The organism is Bacillus sp. CZDM1 (genome assembly GCF_055502545.1).
In genome coordinates, this window is record NZ_JBUESO010000014.1 from 96,418 (window position 1) to 114,705 (window position 18,288).

The window sequence follows — 18,288 nt, forward strand, 5'->3', positions numbered from 1 at the left end:
ATTTGATTAAAATAACTATAGTCGAATCTATTGAAGATTCGGCTATAGTAATAAAAAGGGGAATTTTATAGTGAAAGACCAAATGGAAAAGATCATAAAATTTCATAATGTTTCTAAGGTATTCCCAGGTGTAAAGGCATTAAATAGTGTGAGTTTTGATATACAAAAAGGAGAAATTCATGCCCTTTTGGGAGAAAATGGTGCTGGTAAATCAACCTTATTAAATATCCTTCATGGTGTACTTACAGAATATGATGGGGAAGTACATTTAAATAATGAGATGGTAAAATTTAAAAATGCAAATGATGCGATCCATCACGGAATTTCTAAGGTACATCAAGAGGTAAGTTTAATACCAGAACTTTCGGTTGGTCAAAATATCGTATTGGGGTACGAACCCAAAAAAGGAATGTTAATAGACAGTAAATCCATTCATGAAAAGGCAAACGAAATTCTATCAAAATTAAGATGTAATTTTAAAAGTGAAGATAGGGCAGGCTCATTGAGTACAGGGGAAATGCAAATGGTTGCGATTGCAAAGGCGCTGTATCACAATGCTGAAGTGATCTCTTTTGATGAACCTACAGCTTCCTTGTCAAAATCTGAAACGGACTCCCTGTTTGAAATCATTAATGAATTAAAACAGAATGGGATTACGATTTTATATGTCAGTCATCGATTGGAAGAGATTTTTGAAATTTGCGACCGAGCAACTGTCCTTCGTGATGGGACTTTTATTGAATCCTTTTATGTTAAAGATGTAAGTAAAGAGCAATTAATCAGGAAAATGGTTGGTCGGGATGTTTCCTCTTTTGCTGTCAGAAATAAAAAAGGTATGATCGGTGAAGAGACTGTGTTAGAGGTTAAAGGATTAACGATTAATAATGTTTATGAAGACATTTCATTTCATTTAAAAAAGGGAGAGATACTGGGCTTTTTTGGACTAGTAGGCTCGAAAAGAACCGATGTTATCCGCACCATCTTTGGTGCAGAAAAGAAAACAAATGGTACCATCCTGCTTAATGGCAAAGAAGTTGAAATAAAGTCTTCCGGGCAGGCAGTGAAATTGGGACTTGGACTTGTTCCAGAAAATCGAAAAACGCAAGGATTTCTAAAATTCTTTAATAATGCTGATAATATTGCTTTAACTAAATTAGAAAAATTCACCAGGTTTGGTTTGATTAGCCATAAGAAAAAAACAGAAAATTGTATGACCTATATAGATGAAATCAATTTAAGGCCTGCAAATCCTCACTATTTAACAAATGAACTAAGTGGGGGTAATCAGCAAAAAGTAGTTATTTCCAAATGGCTATCTTCTGATGCAAGCATTCTGTTTTTAGATGAGCCAACTAAGGGTGTCGATGTTGGAGCGAAGGCAGAAATCTATCGTGTAATGGAAGGGCTTTTGGAAAAAGGTAAATCTATCATCATCGTTTCTTCTGAATTACCTGAAATACTTGGCATGTCGGACCGAATTATTGTCATGAGAGAAGGACGAAAAGTAATAGAGTTAAAAAATAAAGGACTTAAGGAAGAAGATGTACTTCAATATGCAATGGGGGTAACCATAGATGAAAGCCAAGTTATTTAGTCGTGAAGCTAGTCTAGTTTTTGCCATTATCTTGATGGTCATTATTTTTTCAGCAATAGAACCCATTTATTTAAGTGGTGGTAATTTACTAGATATTTTTGATCAAACCGTCATTAATGGTTTATTAGCCATAGGTATTACGTATGCGATTATAACTGGAGGAATTGATTTATCGATTGGTTCCATTTTTGCAGTAGTCATTGTTATTACTGGGGACTTATTGGTAAGGGGAATGAATCCCGTTTTAGCTATTACAGTAGGTATGGTGTTAGGTTTTGTACTAGGTGTAATAAATGGACTATTAATCACAAAGTTTAAATTACAACCATTCATTGCCACATTAGGTACCATGAGTGCATATAGAGGTATTGCCTATATCTATACAGGCGGCTGGCCAGTATTGGATATTCCTGATAATTTTAGATCCATGCTTGCAGGAGATGTTGTTAAAGATGTTCCCGTTTCTGTCCTAATATTGATTGCGTTTACAATAGTAAGCCACATTATTTTAAAGTATACTAAATTAGGAACGTATATCTTTGCTATTGGTGGGAATGAAGAAGCAACAAAACTGTCAGGTGTTAATGTTGACCGAACGAAGATTTTAACCTATGCATTATGTGGAGTTGGAGCTGCTTTAGCCGGGATGATCTTGTTAGCGCGTCTAGGTTCTGGTGAACCTGCTACTGGACAAGGCTATGAATTAAATGCGATTGCTGCTGCTGCTATTGGCGGGGCAAGTTTAGCAGGTGGTAAAGGAAATATGATTGCTACCTTACTTGGTGCTATTCTATTGTCAGCATTAAAGGTAGGTTTGGTTGTAGTGGGAGTTGACTCTTTCTGGCAATATATTGCAACAGGTGCCATTATAGTAGTTGCAGCTTATTCTGAAGTAATCCAAGATAAATTTAAAAAACTTCGTGCAGTCAAAAATAAAAATGGAAATCCAAACTATCCAAAAAGTGTAGGGATGTAGGCTTTATGAAAAATAACAAAGTAGCTGTCATTGGCAGCCTTAATTATGACATCGTATTAAAACAGGAAAGATTACCAGAAATTGGTGAAACGATAACGGTTAATGGGGTTTCATTTTGTGGCGGTGGAAAAGGGGCAAACCAAGCCGTTCAATGTTCAAAATTGGGCCTTGAAACCTACATGATTGGTAGTGTAGGTAATGACCATTTTGGTACTGTATTAATTGATTCCTTGAAAAAATATAAGGTAAAAACGGATTATATCGGATTAGCCCAAACGCATACGGGTCTTGGAATCGTTAACTCTTTCCCTGATGGGAGACTTCTTTCTACGATTTCAACAGGAGCCAATTATTCACTAACCGTTGAGGATATTGAGCGGGCAGAGTCGATTATAAAGAAAAGTCAAATTGTTATTTTACAATTAGAAATTCCAAGAGAAGTAGTCGAGTATTCGATAAAATTAGCAAAGAAACATAATTGCTATGTGATCGTAAATGCAGCACCAAGTTACAATCTTTCAGAAGATGTAATGCCGTTAATTGATTGCTTGGTTGTAAATGAAGCAGAAGCAAGTTTTTATGCTAATCATGAAATTTCTACGGTTGAGGGTGCATTACAATCCTGCGATCCTTTATTTAAACAGATTGGAGATCTCTTGATTATCACCTTAGGTGAAAAGGGCAGTATTTTATATGATGGAACAAATACGTTTTGTGTCTCACCTGAAAAGGTAAATGTAGTTGAAACAACTGGTGCTGGGGATTCGTATATCGGTGCAATTGCATATGGTTTGATTAATGGTTTAAGTAAAGATGAAATGGGTAAATTCGCATCGAAAGTTAGCTCTAAGACCGTTACTAAAATTGGCGGCCAGGATGCTATGCCTTATTTAGAGGAAGTTGAATCTAGTTTAGATGTATAGCCCAATGTTAGTTAGGTAGGTTTTGAATATGATTCCTTATGTAAGACGTGAAAAAATAATAGAAGAATTAGAAAACAAGGATCTAATGTATATTGAAGATTTTGTAAAAATCTTTGAAGATGTTTCAGAATCCACTATTCGTAGAGATTTAAAAAATCTAGAAGAAGAAAACCAAATTACTGTCCTTAGAGGCGGAGCTGTTAAACGAAAGGTTAATACATTTGAGTTGCCAGTTGGCACAAAGAAACTCCTGAATATGGATGAAAAAGAACGAATTGCTAAATTCGCAGCCTCTTTTGTTAAGGATGAAGAAGTCATTTATGTTGATTCAGGAACAACCTGTGCGGCAATTGTAAAATATATAAAAGCTAGAGACGTTCGTATTGTCACTTCAAACATTCTAGTTTTATCTGAATTAGACAACCCAAATATTACTGGTTGTATCATAATTGGTGGAGACTTTAATAAAAATTTAGATTCAATCAGTGGCCCTTTATCAGACAACACTCTAAAAAATCTGTATTTTGATAGATCATTTCTAGGAGCAAGTGGCTTTAGCAATGAAATGGGAGTCAATACACCTGACTTCAGAGAAGCTAGTAAAAAAACGATCGTAAATACTAATTCAAAGAAGTGTTATGTATTGGCAGATAGCTCTAAGTATAATAAAAGTACCCTATGTAAGGCATTTGAATTAAATCAATGTATTCTAGTAACGGAGAAAAAAATAAAAGGGCTAGATGGAAAAATACAGTATTACATTGTGGAGTAGAAGTCGGTGATTGGAGCCAATCGGGGACCATGGGGACGGTTCTTGTGGTATGCACTAAACATATAAAAAACCATGAGAACCGTCCCTGCGGTACTTTTATTTCTTCCGATTCCCACTAACAAAGTTTTGGATGTGCTCGAGTTGTTCTTCGTTCGGGATTTCCTTTCGCACCTCGGTAAATGTAGTGACGGCTTTATCAACAGAGCCCTCTTTATCCACGATTTCCCCGATACTAGTTAAATCATCAAAGAATCTCCACATTTCTTCGCGCGTATGCGGATTTTGGTGGAGAGGATAGTATCGCTTCTATCCTCTTTAAGTTTACCGCTAATGCGGCCAGTTTCGATTGTATAGACACACTTAATAGACCATACCCCCTTGCTCGAGATAGACCGTGGAATCTTTTTCAAACGCAAAGCAGGATGAGTGGATAGTAGTTTCATGGTAATAAGAAGGGAGGATTTCTAGCTACTTAGAAACCTCTCTTTTTTGTTCATTACATAGCTTTCCATCATCTATAAAAAACGGTTTAATTTTACCTCCAGGCAAACTGCTAAGAAAAGCCGCCCCTATAAACGCGCTGATCGCACCGGGGATGGTTAGTTTCCATAAAAGGGTGTGGAATTGTTTTTATCATTCGGGCTTACTGTCATTATTTTTTTGCATAGTTAACAGTATTTATCACAAACTAAAAAAAATTCGTGTTAAAAATTGGTTACTTTTACTTCTTAGAGGGGATGCATGTGATGTTTCGCTTTTTAAAAGAAAGATTCTTGCAACAGATGAAGCACGAAGTAAATCAGAAGAAGCAAAATCACGAAAGTCCAAATCAAATCTTTCCTACTCTTATGGAAAATATTGAACAAATTAAAAGGCTGCTGCATTCTCCCAATGATCTTATCATTCGAATCGTTACCATCGGAAATTCCAATCATCGTTGTGCGATTGTTTATATTGATGGCTTAGTTGACAAGGATATTGTAAATACGCAAATTCTTAATAATATTCAGCTTGGTATGGCGCAAGCAAATAAAGAAATTCCAGCCAATGAGAAGGAATTGTTAATCGAACTGGAGAATGAAATCCTCTCAATAGGTGAGCTGAAAAAAGTTCAAAGTCTCGATGCTGTGATGTTTGCTGTTCTTTCGGGAGAAACCGCCATTTTTGTAGAGGGAACAACGGATGTATTACTGATTGGTACGAAGGGTTGGGCAAGCAGAGGAATTGAAGAGCCGGTTTCAGAAGCATTAGTGCGTGGACCAAGAGAAGGGTTTACTGAAAACGTGCGGACAAATACAGTACTGATCCGAAGAAATATTCGCGATCCAAATCTTCATTTTGAAAACTTTCAGGTTGGGAGGCGTTCGAAAAAGGATCTTTTCCTTGTCTATATTGATGGTATTGTTCACCCTGGAATTGTCAAGGAAGTAAAAAAGAGATTGGATTCAATCGATATGGATGATGCACCAGAGTCGGGGTTCATTGAACAATGGATTGAAGACAGTTTTATGTCTCCTTTTCCTCAGATTCTTCATACGGAAAGGCCTGATAAGGCTTGTGCCTCGATTTTAGAAGGAAAAGTCGTCATTATCTTAGATGGAACACCTTTTGTCTTAATCGCACCCGTAACGTTTGTAGCTTTAATTCAATCGCCAGAGGATTATTATGAACGCTGGATGATCGGTTCTCTCATTAGAATATTAAGATATGGTGCAGCTTTTATTTCCTTGTTTCTTCCAGCACTATATATAGCTCTTGTTTCCTTTCATCAGGGAATGATTCCGTCAAAACTGGCATTTTCAATCGCTGCTACACGTGAAGGTGTGCCTTTTCCGGCAGTGGTGGAGGCATTCATGATGGAAGTTACGTTGGAGTTGTTAAGAGAAGCAGGACTACGCTTACCAAAGCCAATTGGTCAGACGATTGGTATTGTAGGCGGTTTGGTTATTGGTGAATCTGCAGTTCAAGCCGGTATTGTCAGTCCTGTCATGGTAATAGTCGTTTCTGTTACTGCGATTGCTTCTTTTGCGGTTCCTTCCTATAGTGCGGGAATTGCATTTCGGATGCTTCGCTTTGTGACCATGCTTACGGCAAGTATTTTCGGTCTTTATGGCATTATTTTAACTTATATTATGATCAATGTTCATCTTGCGAGACTTAAAAGCTTTGGGATTCCTTACACAGCGCCATTTTCACCTAACTTTAAACATGATTTAATGGATTTGGTTATCCGGGCTCCTCTTATCATGTTATCGAGAAGACCTAAATTTATGCAAACGGAAGATGAAAAACGTATGGATACAAAAGGGGAGTAGCTCATGAAATCCTTTGAATATGGTGACGAGGAAATTGGAAAAAAGGAAGTCATATTCCTGGTCGCTAATATGATTATTGGTTTTGGGATTCTTACCCTTCCACGTGCCATTGTAGATGTCACAAAATCAATAGATGGCTGGATATCCATTTGTCTTGGTGCATTCGTTGCACTTATTTTTACCGGAGTGGTTGCAGTATTAATTACAAGATTTCCTAAGAAAAACCTTTTTGACATTTCGAAGTCCATTTTTAATAAGCCTGTTGCATTGGGTATCACCTTTTTATTTGCTCTCTATACGATGCTCTTTGTTAGTTATGAAATGAGGGGCGTCGCGAGCATTGCCAAGCTATATCTGTTTGATGTCACTCCTGTCGAAGTCATTTGTCTCGTTTTTCTGTTAGTGGTTGTATATGGAGTAGCAGGTCCAAGCACTGCGTTATTACGATTAAATATTATGTTTATACCCATCATCCTTTTTATTGTATTAATCTTAATCATTTTTAATATCGGATTTTTTGAAATGGGAAATATCAAGCCTTTTTTTATTACGGGGTGGTTCGATGTCATTAAGGCTTCAAAGGAAACAGTATTCTCTTTCTTAGGCTTTGAGATTTTATTATTTTATAATGTACATATTAATCAACCGAAAAAGACTGTGAAAGCTTCACTAATTGGAATTACCATTGCCTTTCTTTTATATCTGATTGTGTTTTTTACAGTAATTGGTGTGTTTAGCGTAGAAGTTACGGCTAATCTCAATTTCCCAACAGCAGAATTAGCAAAACAAGTGGAAGTACCGGGTGGATTTTTTGAGAGATTTGAATCCTTATTCTTCACGATATGGGTTATGACATTATTCAGTACAGCTGCAATGGCATTTGATGTCACTCTTTTGGCACTTGGTGCAATCTTCAAAAAGATAAAGAGAATAACGTTCATCTTTGTCTTAACACCCATCATTTATATAATCGCGATGACACCTCAGGATTTTAATGAATTTTCAACATTTGGATTATTTATCAGTTATTTAGGTATCGTGTTCAGTATGATTATTCCTTCTCTACTGCTCATTTTCGCAAAAATAAGCGGGGTGAAGGGGAATGTATAAAGGTTTATTATATGTCAGTTTATGTTTGCTTCTAACTGGATGTTGGGATCAGGTTGAGAGTGAAGAACGTGGATATGTGATAGGAGTGGGTATCGATCCTTCAGATCATGACACTTTAGAGGATCGAGATGAGGCAGAGGCGACCGAGGATTCCATTGCTAAAGAGAGATTTAAGGTGACATTTCAATTTGTGGATCCAAGTGCTTTACAAGGTAAAGGGGGAGATTCCAGTCACATTCAAGATCCGTTTCTAAATGTTGCGGCCAGCGGTAATACAATGTTTCAAATTAATCGTAATATATCGAAAAAAATCGCACGATCCCCATATTTCCAGCATATTAAGATGATCATAATCTCAGACGAAGTAGCGAAAAAGGGATATCTTCCTGAGGTATTAGATTTTTACTTGCGAGATCATGAAATGCGACGAGAAACAAAGATCATGATCACTAAGGATACAACCAAGGATATTTTAGAATCAAGAACAAAAGTAGAGAGATTACCTGTTATGTATATTGATTCGATAACAGATAATGCATACAAAAATGGGGAGCTATTACCTCCAGTGAATATTGGAAAGGTCCATAAATATTTACTGGGAATCAACAGCTTCCTCATTCCTTTCATTCAGTCGATTGGTCAAAAAGCAGATTTGTCCGGCTCTGCTATTTTTAAAGGAGATAGTAAAAAAATGATTGGAACCTTAAATGGAATGGAAACAATGGGAGCCAATTTTATTACAGGTGAACTAAAAGGAGGGGTTATTGAAGTTATTATGGATGGTCAATTGGCCGTATTTGAAATTAGTGATGCAAAAAGAAAAATACATGCGAATGTCACCAATAAAGATCAAATAGACTTTACGATTGATGTTGTGGTTGAAGGTAATTGGGGTGAGGGTTTTGGAAATTATCTTATATCTGAACCTAAAACGGTTGCTAAATTGGAAGAAAAAGTGGCGAAAGAAATTGAGAAATTAACAGCAGGAGTGATTGAAAAAACGCAAAAGGAATATAATGCCGATGTTTTAGGATTAGGCTCCTATTTACATCAAGAACACTATGATAGTTGGAAATCCATTAAAAATGATTGGGAGAGTGGTTCACATTATTTTTCAAAAAGTAACATACGCGTTAATGCCAAGATCATTGTACGTAGTATCGGGACGATCATGGAAACCCAAAAATAAAGGAGGTAAACCATGTGGGACTTTATAATAGGAAGACTTCCTTCGAAGCTCATCCTCATAAATGCAGTTTTCTCTTTGTTCATCCCACTAGGAATTTATAAGTTAAATAAAGTGCTCCATAAATTTGGTGATCCCCCATGGAAAAATAATCAAAATCCTAAATAAAATTCTAAGGTTGTGTGGAGGTATATTGTCGGAATTGAATTAATTTCCACTCAAGAAATTGGTTATATAATGAAATTAATAGCTTTGCACAAAGTAGATGGATTATATAACTAAGGCAACCTTAAAAAGAAAGGATGATTTGCAATGAAGGATTCTCTAAAGAAGCAATGGGGACGGTTCTTGTGGTCTTAAAAACCATAAGAACCGTCCCCATTGCACCCCCCCAAGTTTTCTAACACAAAACAATGATTTTATAAGGAGTAGTTTGGGCTGGTATGCTGAATGTGGCAGGACCATATACAACGAGTAGATTTCGGTTTGCAGGACTCAATGTAAAAGATTGATCGTTTTGTAATAAAACAAGAGTATAACTAGAGATATTCAATTGTAACTGACCATCACTACTCACGAGCTGGCTGTTAAAATAGTCTACCTTTACATGTTGATAAGGGTTATTTTTTACGATAATAAGTGCTTGATATTGTGGCGGGTAAATAAGAATGACAGGTACATTGACATCATAATAACCTGTTACAGTGTCTCCAACTGAAACCATAACATGGTCTAGAAAATAGGTTGTTGGACTAATAACGAAATTTACGATTGAACCATCGTCTCCTACTAGTGACATTAATTTAAAGCATCCTTTTAATTCTTCATCTGAACCTACTAAATAATCTTGAATCATGGTAACCGTACCAGAAAAAGAACCGTATTTCTTCATTTTTTCCCCTCCATTTTGATGAATCATTAACGAAATCCTTCGGAAACTTCGAGTGCGCAGAGCGTATAATATGCTAATTGAAAATCAGTTTGCCTTATAAATTTTATGATGCTGGGGTTTTGATATTACTTCATGAAGAGCAATTATGATGATGGTCGTCATCATGGAAAGGAGCAGGTTATGTTTAACTATTATTCTAGGACAACGATGAATCTGCATAGTATGGTTTCGTTTGCACGTGGTGATGTAACTGGGGATCGAGTACTTGATAATGTCTATTTAACTGGAATAAAGACTCCTGCTAGTCCATTTACTCAAAATATCACCCTGAATGTTCAAGATGGAAGAACTGGCGAGGTGAAAAGTGTTCCGCTTCGTGAGAATGCCGGCTACAATCCTACAATATTCTTGGGCGATTTTACTGGCAATGGGATAGATGATATTTTAATAAGTATTGCTACAGCTGGCAGCGGGGGAATCATGTACCATTATATTTATTCTTTTTTGGAAAATACACCTCAATTACTATTTGATTTCAATGTATATAATGAACAATACCAATATGTAGTTACGTATCAAGACCATTACAAAGTGGAAGTTGTCAGTGAAATCAATAATAAAAAGTACCTGATAGACATTTCAACAAGAGGTGCTGGGTATTTAAATGAAATATATGATGCAAACGGTAAACTGAAAAGCCCTATTACTGGTTTTGTAAATCCTTTAAGCGGCTTATATCCAGTAGATTTTGATTCAAATAAAGTGTTTGAGCTTTTGGCGTATCAAAAAATTGCAGGAAGATATAATGCGGATTCTTTAGGTTATGTTTTGAACACTTTAGGATGGAAGGATAATAGGTTTGTTTTGCAAAATCAGAATGTAGCGATTTTTGGATATTAGGATAGCAAGGAATTGAATGAAAAAATTAGTCGAAAATAGACATCACAGATAAGAACCTGTTCTTGGGATGAGAACAGGTCTTTATTTTTACTGAAAAGAAGACCATGGGGACGGTTCTTGTGGTCTTCACTTAAAAAAAGACCAGGAGAAGAACCGTCCTCATTGAATCCGGTACTATACTTGATAGATAATTATAATCATCCATATTACAATAATGATAACGAACGCTCATACTTACCGTTTTTCTTTGGAGTTTGGTACCAATGTCTCGATAAACATAAATATATTACTTTGTAGTTGAATTCACTATAACGGAGGGTACTCCTATGGAAAATAGGCAAAGATACGAAACCTTTTTAAATAAAATCCATCAGTATAATTCAGGTGAGAAGGGAATTACCCGAATTGCCTATACGCAAGAAGAGCAAGCTTGCACTCATGCCCTGATGAGGATGTGTAAGGATGCAAAAATGACTGTCAAACTCGATCCTGCTGGAAACTTAATTGCGAGACGTGAAGGAAAACGGAATGATCTTCCTCCGGTGGTGATGGGTTCCCATATCGATTCAGTCTATCAGGGTGGTAAATACGATGGCGTTGTTGGTGTAACGGCTGCACTTGAGATTATCAATCGCCTAAATGAGAAAGGGATTGTGACCGAACATCCAATTGAAATCATTTCGTTTGCTTGTGAGGAATCTTCACGCTTTGGTGTTTCCACCATTGGCAGTAAAGCGATGGCAGGTCGAATTGATAAGGAGAAGTACCGCCACTTAACCGACCATGATGGGATTTCGATGGAAAGGGCCTTTTCCCTTTGCGCTCTAGACTTTAATGGGATTGATCAAGCGAGCCGCAAAAATGAAAGATTCGAGGCGTTTTTTGAGCTACATATTGAACAAGGGCCAGTGTTGGAAACAGAAAAGAAAAAAATTGGTATTGTAACGGGCATTGCTGCTCCTGCCCGATTTATTGTCAACATCTTCGGAAAAGCTTCTCATTCCGGGACCACACCGATGAACATGAGAAAGGATGCTCTTTTAGGAGCAGCTGAGATTTCATTAGAGCTTGAAGAAGCAGCAAATCTTGAAGAAACCTTTGGGACTGTCGCGACAGTAGGTGTCTTGGGGGTTAAGGCGGGGGCTATGAATGTCGTACCGGGGGAAGTAGAAATGAAAATTGATATTCGTTCTTCCTCGATTGAGTCAAGACAGAGGGTACTAGAGTGCCTTTATCAAACGATTGCTTCGGTTGGACAGAAAAGGGCGCTTCACATTGATTATAAGGAACTCAGTATCGAGGAACCCGTACTTCTATCTTCTGACCTATGCCAAGTGCTTAGCAATATTTGTGAAGAGAACCAATTACCTTATAAGCTCATGCAAAGCGGGGCAGGACATGATGCTATGAATATGACTGGCTTTGGTCCAACAGGGCTAATCTTTATCCCATCAGTGGATGGCTTAAGCCATCACCCAGATGAACATACTGAAATGGAGGATATCTTAACGGGGATCCATGTATTAGAGGCAGCAGTCCTTCATACTGCAAAGGTATCTTATTAGTGGCTAGAAGAGTGTGGGAGACCATGGGGACGGTTCTTGTGGTCATAAAAACCATGAGAACCGTCCCCACGGCATTCCCGCGGCATTTCCAGACTCTATACTTGCCGAAAGTTGATAGGTTGTTGTCAAAAGAATGGAGAAAATTACAAGGGAAAAATCGATTAAAGTCGAATACAATTATCTGGGAGTGTAATAGTTTTTGAGGACTGTTATTTTTACCAATATCTAAGTGGGGGGAACATGAATGGTTAAAAAGGGGTTGTATTTGTTTTTGTTATTAGTAGTTTTTATGAGCTATACAATTGGAAATGTACAAGCTTCCCAGATTAATGGTAAAGGAGGAGCCGAAGTCCAGGGTACGGATTCAATAAAATCAGCGGTATATGGAACTATTAAAGATAAAGGAGCACCCTTAGAAAATGTCCTTGTTATGATTCAGGAAAAAGGAAGGTCAAATTGGATCCAAACAAGGACAGATGCTTCCGGAACATTTAAGACAAAATTAACTGATGGTACCTACGCTATTAAAGGAATCGCAGGCAGCGGTTCTAATACGTATGGTACAAATAAAAGTTTTGTAGTCAAAGATGGAAAAATTCAGGGAGAAATTAATCTTTCTGAAAAAAAACAAGGCAAAAATGCTTCAGCCCAATCTGGTAATCTGACTGGTGCAATTAAGGAAGGAAGCAAAGGACTAAAAGCCGACCTGGTCTTGTTAAAAGAACACAATGGAAACGTGGCAGATGTGTATACTGTATCATCAAAGGGTAATGGAAGCTTTACTGCTTCACTTCCTGACGGAGACTACTACCTTAATGGAATAGAATTTAATGGGGGCATATATATTTATGCGTTAAGCTTTAAAGTTGAAGGCGGAATCGTGTTAATAGATGGCGAGCCTGAAGACCATCTGGCTATTACTGTCCCAATTGAAAAATATGCCGGAAAACTTGCTGATTCATCCAAACCATTATCTGGGGCTCACATCGTATTAGAGAAACAAGGAATTGAATACGATGAATTTATCCAGGAAGTTATTACGAATAAACAAGGGACGTTTTCCTTAAGGGCACTGTCTGACGGAGTGTATTCCCTAAGTGTCAATCACGGTACATACTCATCGTGGAAACACATTACGTTTGAAGTGATGAATGGGGACATTTATATTGATGGGCAAAAGACAGAAATAGTTAAAATGACGGTTCCTGATGTAAACGTACAAGGAATTATCATGGATGGCAATAAGCCTATTTCTAATGGAAATATCACGTTCACGGGAGAAACAGCTGACGGAGAAAATAACTATTATTCTTCCGTCGTGGACTCCAAAGGGAAGTTCCAATACAGGCTGAAGGATGGGCAGTATAAAATAATTGAGATTAATGAGGAATTAAGTAATACACGTGTGGACGTTTCTTTCGAAATCCGTGAAGGGCAACTTGTTCAAGAGGGTGAGGTCAAATCGACGTTAACCATTGAACTACCTCCGATTACTCTTTCCGGAAAATTGATCGATTCAGGAACGGCCGTACAAGGTCGAGTTAATATCGATAATATTGAAAATTATGAATGGCACCATGCGGAAACAGATGAAAAAGGTATCTTTTCGTTACGGCTGAAGGATGGATCATATAAAGTATCGTACGGTTCCTTAATAGATGGACAAGAGGGGTTCTCGGTCTCAACTAAGTTTGATATCATCAATGGCCAGTTATTTATTGATGGCGAAAATCGAGAGTTACTGGAAATACAGGTACCTCCAATTAGTTTACAAGGCATTGTTAAGGAAGGAGAACAGGCAGTAAAGTTTGGTTCCTACTATGTGTGTTCTAATGACCAAAGCTTTTGCAGCGGACAAAGCTTAAATCCAGATGGAACATTCACTTTGCGCCTGACAGATGGTGACTATATGTTTAGCCATGTTCTTCTTGAGGATGGAACATCTGTAACGATTAATCAGGAATTTTCAATTCTTGATGGAAAAACCTACGTCAATGGGCAGCTGCAGGATCAGTTAGAGATTTCCGTTCCAGCAGTGACGTTAACCGGATTTGTGACAGAATCAGGCAACCCTATTACAGGCAGCCTATCTATCTCGCAAACTAATAATGAGGCTAATCCTCAAACATTTTGGGGAAGAACAGATGAGGAAGGCAGATTCAACTTCCGCCTCGCGGATGGCGATTATACGGTGTCTAGTGTAAGTCTGGACGACAGAACAGAATTCCGTGCCGAAAAAGAGTTCAGTATCGTTTCGGGTCAATTAAATATAGATGGCCAAATACAAGACACTCTTGAGATATCAATACCGCCTGTTACGTTAAAAGGAATTTTGACAGAATCAGGTAATCCATTTGCTGGGCAGATTAACATCATGGAAATGTATAATGCTGACAACCCATTACAGTTGATGGCTTGGGCAAATGAAGATGGTCAATTTCAATCCCGTCTTCCTGATGGAACTTATAGGGTAAGTAATGTCTATCTTCAGGGTGGTGGAGCATACAGTCCTGAAATTGAGTTCCAGGTCGTATCCGGCCAACTATATATTAGTGGGCAGCTGCAGGAAAGTCTAAACATTTCTGTTCCCCCTGTAACAGTAAAAGGGGTACTTTTTGATTCAGGAAACCCGGTTAGTGGGGGTATATCAATCATGGAACGAGGGGTGGATTATCCACACTCTGTCTGGATCTATGCAAATGAAGAAGGCGAATTTCATTCCCGTTTGAAGGATGGAAATTATCGGGTTTACTATGTAACCCTAAATGATGGCACCTCGTTCAACCCTAATATAGATTTTAGCATTGTTTCTGGTGTAATCTATGTTAACGGTGAACAGAAAGAAGAACTAACAATCGAGGTTCCTCCTTTAAATTTAACAGGAAACGTAACTGTTGGTGGAGAACCGGTCATGGAAGGTTACTTGAGTATCAACTCGACAGGTGAAACTGGGGGAATGGGAGAAAATATTTGGATTCAAAATGGCTTTTTTCAGTCCCGGCTTCCGGATGGGGATTATGAACTTGCTTCTGTTCAAGATTACCAACATGGATACTTTACAATTGGCAAAAGATTCACCATTTTGGATGGAAAGTTATTGGTTGACGGGCAGGAAGTAAATACTTTAGATCTTAATTTATAGTATGCCAAGTGGAAGGTTCTGGCGGCTTTTTCCCTACCAATTAATTTGAATATTGCTGTATAACAAGAGGATGGTTATTCGTAGTAACCTGTCCTCTTTTGCTTTTCGCCATTTAAATCGTAAAATTACTTTTCACATTTCGACTTCCTTTTTATTTTTTCAAGATAAAATGATTGATTATAAGGGCTATTTTTCAGTTTTAATCAATCGATTGATTAGTAGAAATAATGTTAGAAAAATGTCGAAGTCTCCTTGAAGAAGGTAAAGGCAATTCGGAATGTGATATTAGGGACCGTAAAAGATCTCAGGTCTATTGAAGTCGAGGATCCAATGAAATCCTAGTTATATGATTCCACAGTTTAATAGGAAGGAATAAAAAAAGAGCCAATGGGCTCTTTTTTATATAGATTTACTACTTTTTCCACATCTGATGCATTTGCTTGTGTAATAACTGTACTTATGTCGTTTGCGAAAGAAACAGAGGATGGATTTAAAATTCAAATAGAACAACTCCCTTTGAATGATTAGACCGGCTGTTCAGCCATTGTATAGTTTCTCGTTAGAACTGTAACTTTATGACTATCGCAATTATATTAATGATTTAATAGTAACACTTATTTGACTATTCTGAAAGTGGAAATCCTCCACAAGAGTTCTCAAAAACTACAACTATTGAACTGTTTTTGTGAAAATAGGGAACATTTCCAATTTTAAAACGTTTAATAGGTAGATATAATTTTTGGGAGGGAATAAAAGGATGAAACATGGTTTAATTTTGATTACTCTTTTGATGTTAATGGCTGCATGTTCTTCTGAAGATGTTTCTCAGAGTAAGGTAGATACTACTGTTGAACTATCTCCACAAACTATCACTTTAGAACCAACCCAAATGATAACTGAAAATGAAATGATTGAGACCAATCAAGATATTAAACTGATAAACAGTGAAAATAATGACAATGTTGAAACACAAAGGTCAATTTCTTCTCAGACGGTAGAAGAAGAGGAAAATGAAATTCAAACCCTATCACAGGAACCTACGGAACCCCTAGTAGACGAAAAGAAAGAAACACCTGCCGAGGATTCTATTATGATTGGAGATTCGAAATATATTAATTTGATGCATGAAGAAAAATTTCAAGATTGGATAAATGTTGCGGTGAAATACGGGGCTACACTTTATGCTATTCCGTATTCTGACGTTTTTGCGATTGTGAAAGATGAAGAGGTGCTCGTCGGTATGAGTACGGGGGTTGCAAGTGCTGCGCCAAACCATATCGATATACTTTGTGATTTGATGGCAGACAAAGGTGAGTCTGCAGAAAAGATTATCGAGGGTATCAAACAAGTGGCTCAAACGGGAGAAAGTGTTCAAGTGGCAGGTCCGCAAGAATTTGATGATGATTATTCAATAGAAAAGCAGGATGAGTGGATTGTCGTTTCATGGTAAGAGTAGGACCATGGGGACGGTTCTTGTGGTCATCGTTAAAATAAAAAAGACTAGGAGAACCGTCCCCAAGGTCCCCATTAGCTCACACCAAATCTGAGCAATATTTTCTAATCAGGTTTGATGCTTTGGTTTGGCTGATGCCGAGGTCGTTTGCGACCTTTCTAGAGGATTTGTTCGTCTGGAAGGATCTTCTGACAAGGGTCCTCTTCGTTTCATCCAGAGCTTTATCCAATGAGTTTGGAAGAGCAAGCTGCGTAACCTGTCCGACACTTTCATTGATAATATCTGGTAAATCCGCCAATTGAATAATGGAATTGCTGACAATCACTAACCGTTCCATTAAATTTTCAAGCTGGCGGATATTGCCTGGCCAGGAATAGTGAATAAGAATGTTCAGGCATTCATCGGATATCACTTTATTTTCATTATATTTTTGATTGAATTTATTTAAAAAGTTGTAAATGAGTGGAACAATATCCTCTTTTCTCTCAGATAACGGAGGCAGGTGAATATCAATCACATTCAAACGGTAGAATAAATCTTCGCGAAATGCTTTGTCTTGAACCATATCCGCTAAGTTTTTATTGGTTGCTGCCATAATCCGAATGTCCACTTTTTTAATTTTATTACTTCCGACAGGGATAAACTGTTTTTCCTGAATGACCTGCAGAAGTTTTGCTTGCACAGATAGAGGCATTTCCCCAATCTCGTCTAAAAATAAAGTACCGCCATTTGCGGCCTCGATTAGACCTTCTTTTCCCAATTTACTTGCACCGGTAAAGGCCCCTTTTGCATAGCCAAACAGTTCTGATTCTAATAACTCCTCAGGAATGGCTGCGCAGTTGATGGCTAGAAATGCTCCATCCTTCCGTCTGCTTAATTTATGGATATATTGAGCCAGCACGCTTTTTCCTGTTCCGGATTCTCCTAGGATAAGAATATTTGAATCTGTCGGAGCTACTTTTTTGCAAAACTCTAGGATACTCTTAATCTTACCACTATTTGTTATAATTTGGGCTTCACTTGTAATCACTTGAGTTGATTTCAACTCATCTTTCTCCTCTTTCGCCTTCATCATTTTAATGGTTTGAACCTGAGTGGATGTAATAACGACGAGGTCGATTTCTCCTTTTTCGTTCAATATAGGCACGGCGGAGGTCATTAACTCCGCCCCAATATTCGTGACCTGCCTCATATAGCATGGTTCTTTTCTTCTATAAACCTCGGGAACAATCGAAGGCTTCCAATACCCTTTTTCAAACAGTTCGACATTAAACTTTCCAATGACCTCTGTTGGTTTAAGCCCATAGTGCTTTTCGCAAACCTGATTGACATAAAGAATCCGCTTTTCACCATCAAGGACGAAGATTTCGTCAGAGGAGTGATCAAGAATTTTTAATAAAGTTTGAACAGTCATTTCTACATTGCCTGTGTGAGTTGATATTTTCATAAGAAAGCCCCTC

General features: G+C 37.6%; 14 protein-coding genes. 11 read left to right on the forward strand and 3 right to left on the reverse strand.

All coding sequences use genetic code 11. From position 1 onward, the window contains the following. The first annotated feature begins 70 nt into the window (after positions 1-70). From ACY3XC_RS24110 to ACY3XC_RS24125, 4 genes are read left to right on the forward strand one after another with little or no spacing between them, the layout of a single operon-like run. Positions 71-1,594: a sugar ABC transporter ATP-binding protein gene (locus ACY3XC_RS24110; RefSeq protein WP_464870841.1), complete on the forward strand. Its 1,524-nt coding sequence runs from the start codon at positions 71-73 to the stop codon at positions 1,592-1,594. Then, positions 1,575-2,570: an ABC transporter permease gene (locus tag ACY3XC_RS24115; RefSeq protein WP_464870842.1), complete on the forward strand. Its 996-nt coding sequence runs from the start codon at positions 1,575-1,577 to the stop codon at positions 2,568-2,570. The genes ACY3XC_RS24110 and ACY3XC_RS24115 overlap by 20 nt, the downstream gene beginning before the upstream one ends. 5 nt (positions 2,571-2,575) lie before the next feature. Beyond that, on the forward strand, positions 2,576-3,493 hold the full coding sequence (locus ACY3XC_RS24120; protein ID WP_464870843.1) for a ribokinase: 918 nt from the start codon (positions 2,576-2,578) through the stop codon (positions 3,491-3,493). Between the two features lie 28 nt (positions 3,494-3,521). Further along, positions 3,522-4,265, forward strand: a complete 744-nt coding sequence (locus ACY3XC_RS24125; RefSeq protein ID WP_464870844.1) for a DeoR/GlpR family DNA-binding transcription regulator — start codon at positions 3,522-3,524, stop codon at positions 4,263-4,265. 96 nt (positions 4,266-4,361) lie between these two features. On the opposite strand, the gene ACY3XC_RS24130 is transcribed toward ACY3XC_RS24125, so the two are convergent. Beyond that, a complete protein-coding gene (locus tag ACY3XC_RS24130; RefSeq protein ID WP_464870845.1) occupies positions 4,362-4,526 on the reverse strand; it encodes a hypothetical protein in 165 nt (54 codons plus the stop codon). Between the two features lie 485 nt (positions 4,527-5,011). Here ACY3XC_RS24130 and ACY3XC_RS24135 point away from each other — a divergent pair, with 485 nt between their 5' ends. Genes ACY3XC_RS24135 through ACY3XC_RS24145 form a run of 3 tightly spaced genes read left to right on the forward strand, consistent with a single transcriptional unit; the run spans position 5,012 to position 8,879 of the window. Further along, a complete protein-coding gene (locus ACY3XC_RS24135; RefSeq protein ID WP_464870846.1) occupies positions 5,012-6,580 on the forward strand; it encodes a spore germination protein in 1,569 nt (522 codons plus the stop codon). 3 nt (positions 6,581-6,583) lie between these two features. Further along, a complete protein-coding gene (locus tag ACY3XC_RS24140) occupies positions 6,584-7,690 on the forward strand; it encodes a GerAB/ArcD/ProY family transporter (protein ID WP_464870847.1) in 1,107 nt (368 codons plus the stop codon). Next, positions 7,683-8,879 carry a Ger(x)C family spore germination protein gene (locus tag ACY3XC_RS24145; RefSeq protein WP_464870848.1) on the forward strand — a complete coding sequence of 399 codons (1,197 nt, stop codon included), beginning with the start codon at positions 7,683-7,685 and terminating at the stop codon, positions 8,877-8,879. Before ACY3XC_RS24140 ends, ACY3XC_RS24145 begins: the two co-directional genes overlap by 8 nt. A 397-nt stretch (positions 8,880-9,276) precedes the next feature. Here ACY3XC_RS24145 and ACY3XC_RS24150 read toward each other — a convergent pair whose 3' ends face one another. Continuing rightward, positions 9,277-9,768, reverse strand: coding sequence for a hypothetical protein (locus ACY3XC_RS24150; protein WP_464870849.1), 492 nt, complete (start codon positions 9,766-9,768; stop codon positions 9,277-9,279). Between the two features lie 132 nt (positions 9,769-9,900). Here ACY3XC_RS24150 and ACY3XC_RS24155 point away from each other — a divergent pair, with 132 nt between their 5' ends. From ACY3XC_RS24155 to ACY3XC_RS24170, 4 genes are all read left to right on the forward strand, one after another. After that, complete coding sequence (locus ACY3XC_RS24155) at positions 9,901-10,668, forward strand: VCBS repeat-containing protein (protein ID WP_464870850.1); 768 nt, start codon at positions 9,901-9,903, stop codon at positions 10,666-10,668. A gap of 326 nt (positions 10,669-10,994) precedes the next feature. After that, positions 10,995-12,233 carry an allantoate amidohydrolase gene (locus ACY3XC_RS24160; protein WP_464870851.1) on the forward strand — a complete coding sequence of 413 codons (1,239 nt, stop codon included), beginning with the start codon at positions 10,995-10,997 and terminating at the stop codon, positions 12,231-12,233. A 244-nt stretch (positions 12,234-12,477) separates the two neighbouring features. After that, positions 12,478-15,375, forward strand: a complete 2,898-nt coding sequence (locus ACY3XC_RS24165) for a hypothetical protein (protein WP_464870852.1) — start codon at positions 12,478-12,480, stop codon at positions 15,373-15,375. Positions 15,376-16,132: 757 nt separating this feature from the next. Beyond that, positions 16,133-16,825, forward strand: a complete 693-nt coding sequence (locus ACY3XC_RS24170) for a hypothetical protein (protein ID WP_464870853.1) — start codon at positions 16,133-16,135, stop codon at positions 16,823-16,825. A gap of 82 nt (positions 16,826-16,907) precedes the next feature. Here the strand turns inward: ACY3XC_RS24170 and ACY3XC_RS24175 are convergent, their stop codons facing one another. Beyond that, entirely contained in the window at positions 16,908-18,275 is a 1,368-nt protein-coding gene (locus tag ACY3XC_RS24175; protein ID WP_464870854.1) for a sigma-54 interaction domain-containing protein, read from the reverse strand. Positions 18,276-18,288: the final 13 nt, after the last annotated feature.

What these genes read in the sequence shown, in the direction of transcription:
- ACY3XC_RS24115 (WP_464870842.1), top strand. Translation starts at nt 1,575, where the DNA reads ATGAAAGCCAAGTTATTTAGTCGTGAAGCTAGTCTAGTTTTTGCCATT.
- ACY3XC_RS24120 (WP_464870843.1), top strand. Translation starts at nt 2,576, where the DNA reads ATGAAAAATAACAAAGTAGCTGTCATTGGCAGCCTTAATTATGACATC.
- ACY3XC_RS24125 (WP_464870844.1), top strand. Translation starts at nt 3,522, where the DNA reads ATGATTCCTTATGTAAGACGTGAAAAAATAATAGAAGAATTAGAAAAC.
- ACY3XC_RS24130 (WP_464870845.1), bottom strand. Translation starts at nt 4,526, where the DNA reads ATGTGGAGATTCTTTGATGATTTAACTAGTATCGGGGAAATCGTGGAT.
- ACY3XC_RS24135 (WP_464870846.1), top strand. Translation starts at nt 5,012, where the DNA reads ATGTTTCGCTTTTTAAAAGAAAGATTCTTGCAACAGATGAAGCACGAA.
- ACY3XC_RS24140 (WP_464870847.1), top strand. Translation starts at nt 6,584, where the DNA reads ATGAAATCCTTTGAATATGGTGACGAGGAAATTGGAAAAAAGGAAGTC.
- ACY3XC_RS24145 (WP_464870848.1), top strand. Translation starts at nt 7,683, where the DNA reads ATGTATAAAGGTTTATTATATGTCAGTTTATGTTTGCTTCTAACTGGA.
- ACY3XC_RS24150 (WP_464870849.1), bottom strand. Translation starts at nt 9,768, where the DNA reads ATGAAGAAATACGGTTCTTTTTCTGGTACGGTTACCATGATTCAAGAT.
- ACY3XC_RS24155 (WP_464870850.1), top strand. Translation starts at nt 9,901, where the DNA reads ATGAAGAGCAATTATGATGATGGTCGTCATCATGGAAAGGAGCAGGTT.
- ACY3XC_RS24160 (WP_464870851.1), top strand. Translation starts at nt 10,995, where the DNA reads ATGGAAAATAGGCAAAGATACGAAACCTTTTTAAATAAAATCCATCAG.
- ACY3XC_RS24165 (WP_464870852.1), top strand. Translation starts at nt 12,478, where the DNA reads ATGGTTAAAAAGGGGTTGTATTTGTTTTTGTTATTAGTAGTTTTTATG.
- ACY3XC_RS24170 (WP_464870853.1), top strand. Translation starts at nt 16,133, where the DNA reads ATGAAACATGGTTTAATTTTGATTACTCTTTTGATGTTAATGGCTGCA.
- ACY3XC_RS24175 (WP_464870854.1), bottom strand. Translation starts at nt 18,275, where the DNA reads ATGAAAATATCAACTCACACAGGCAATGTAGAAATGACTGTTCAAACT.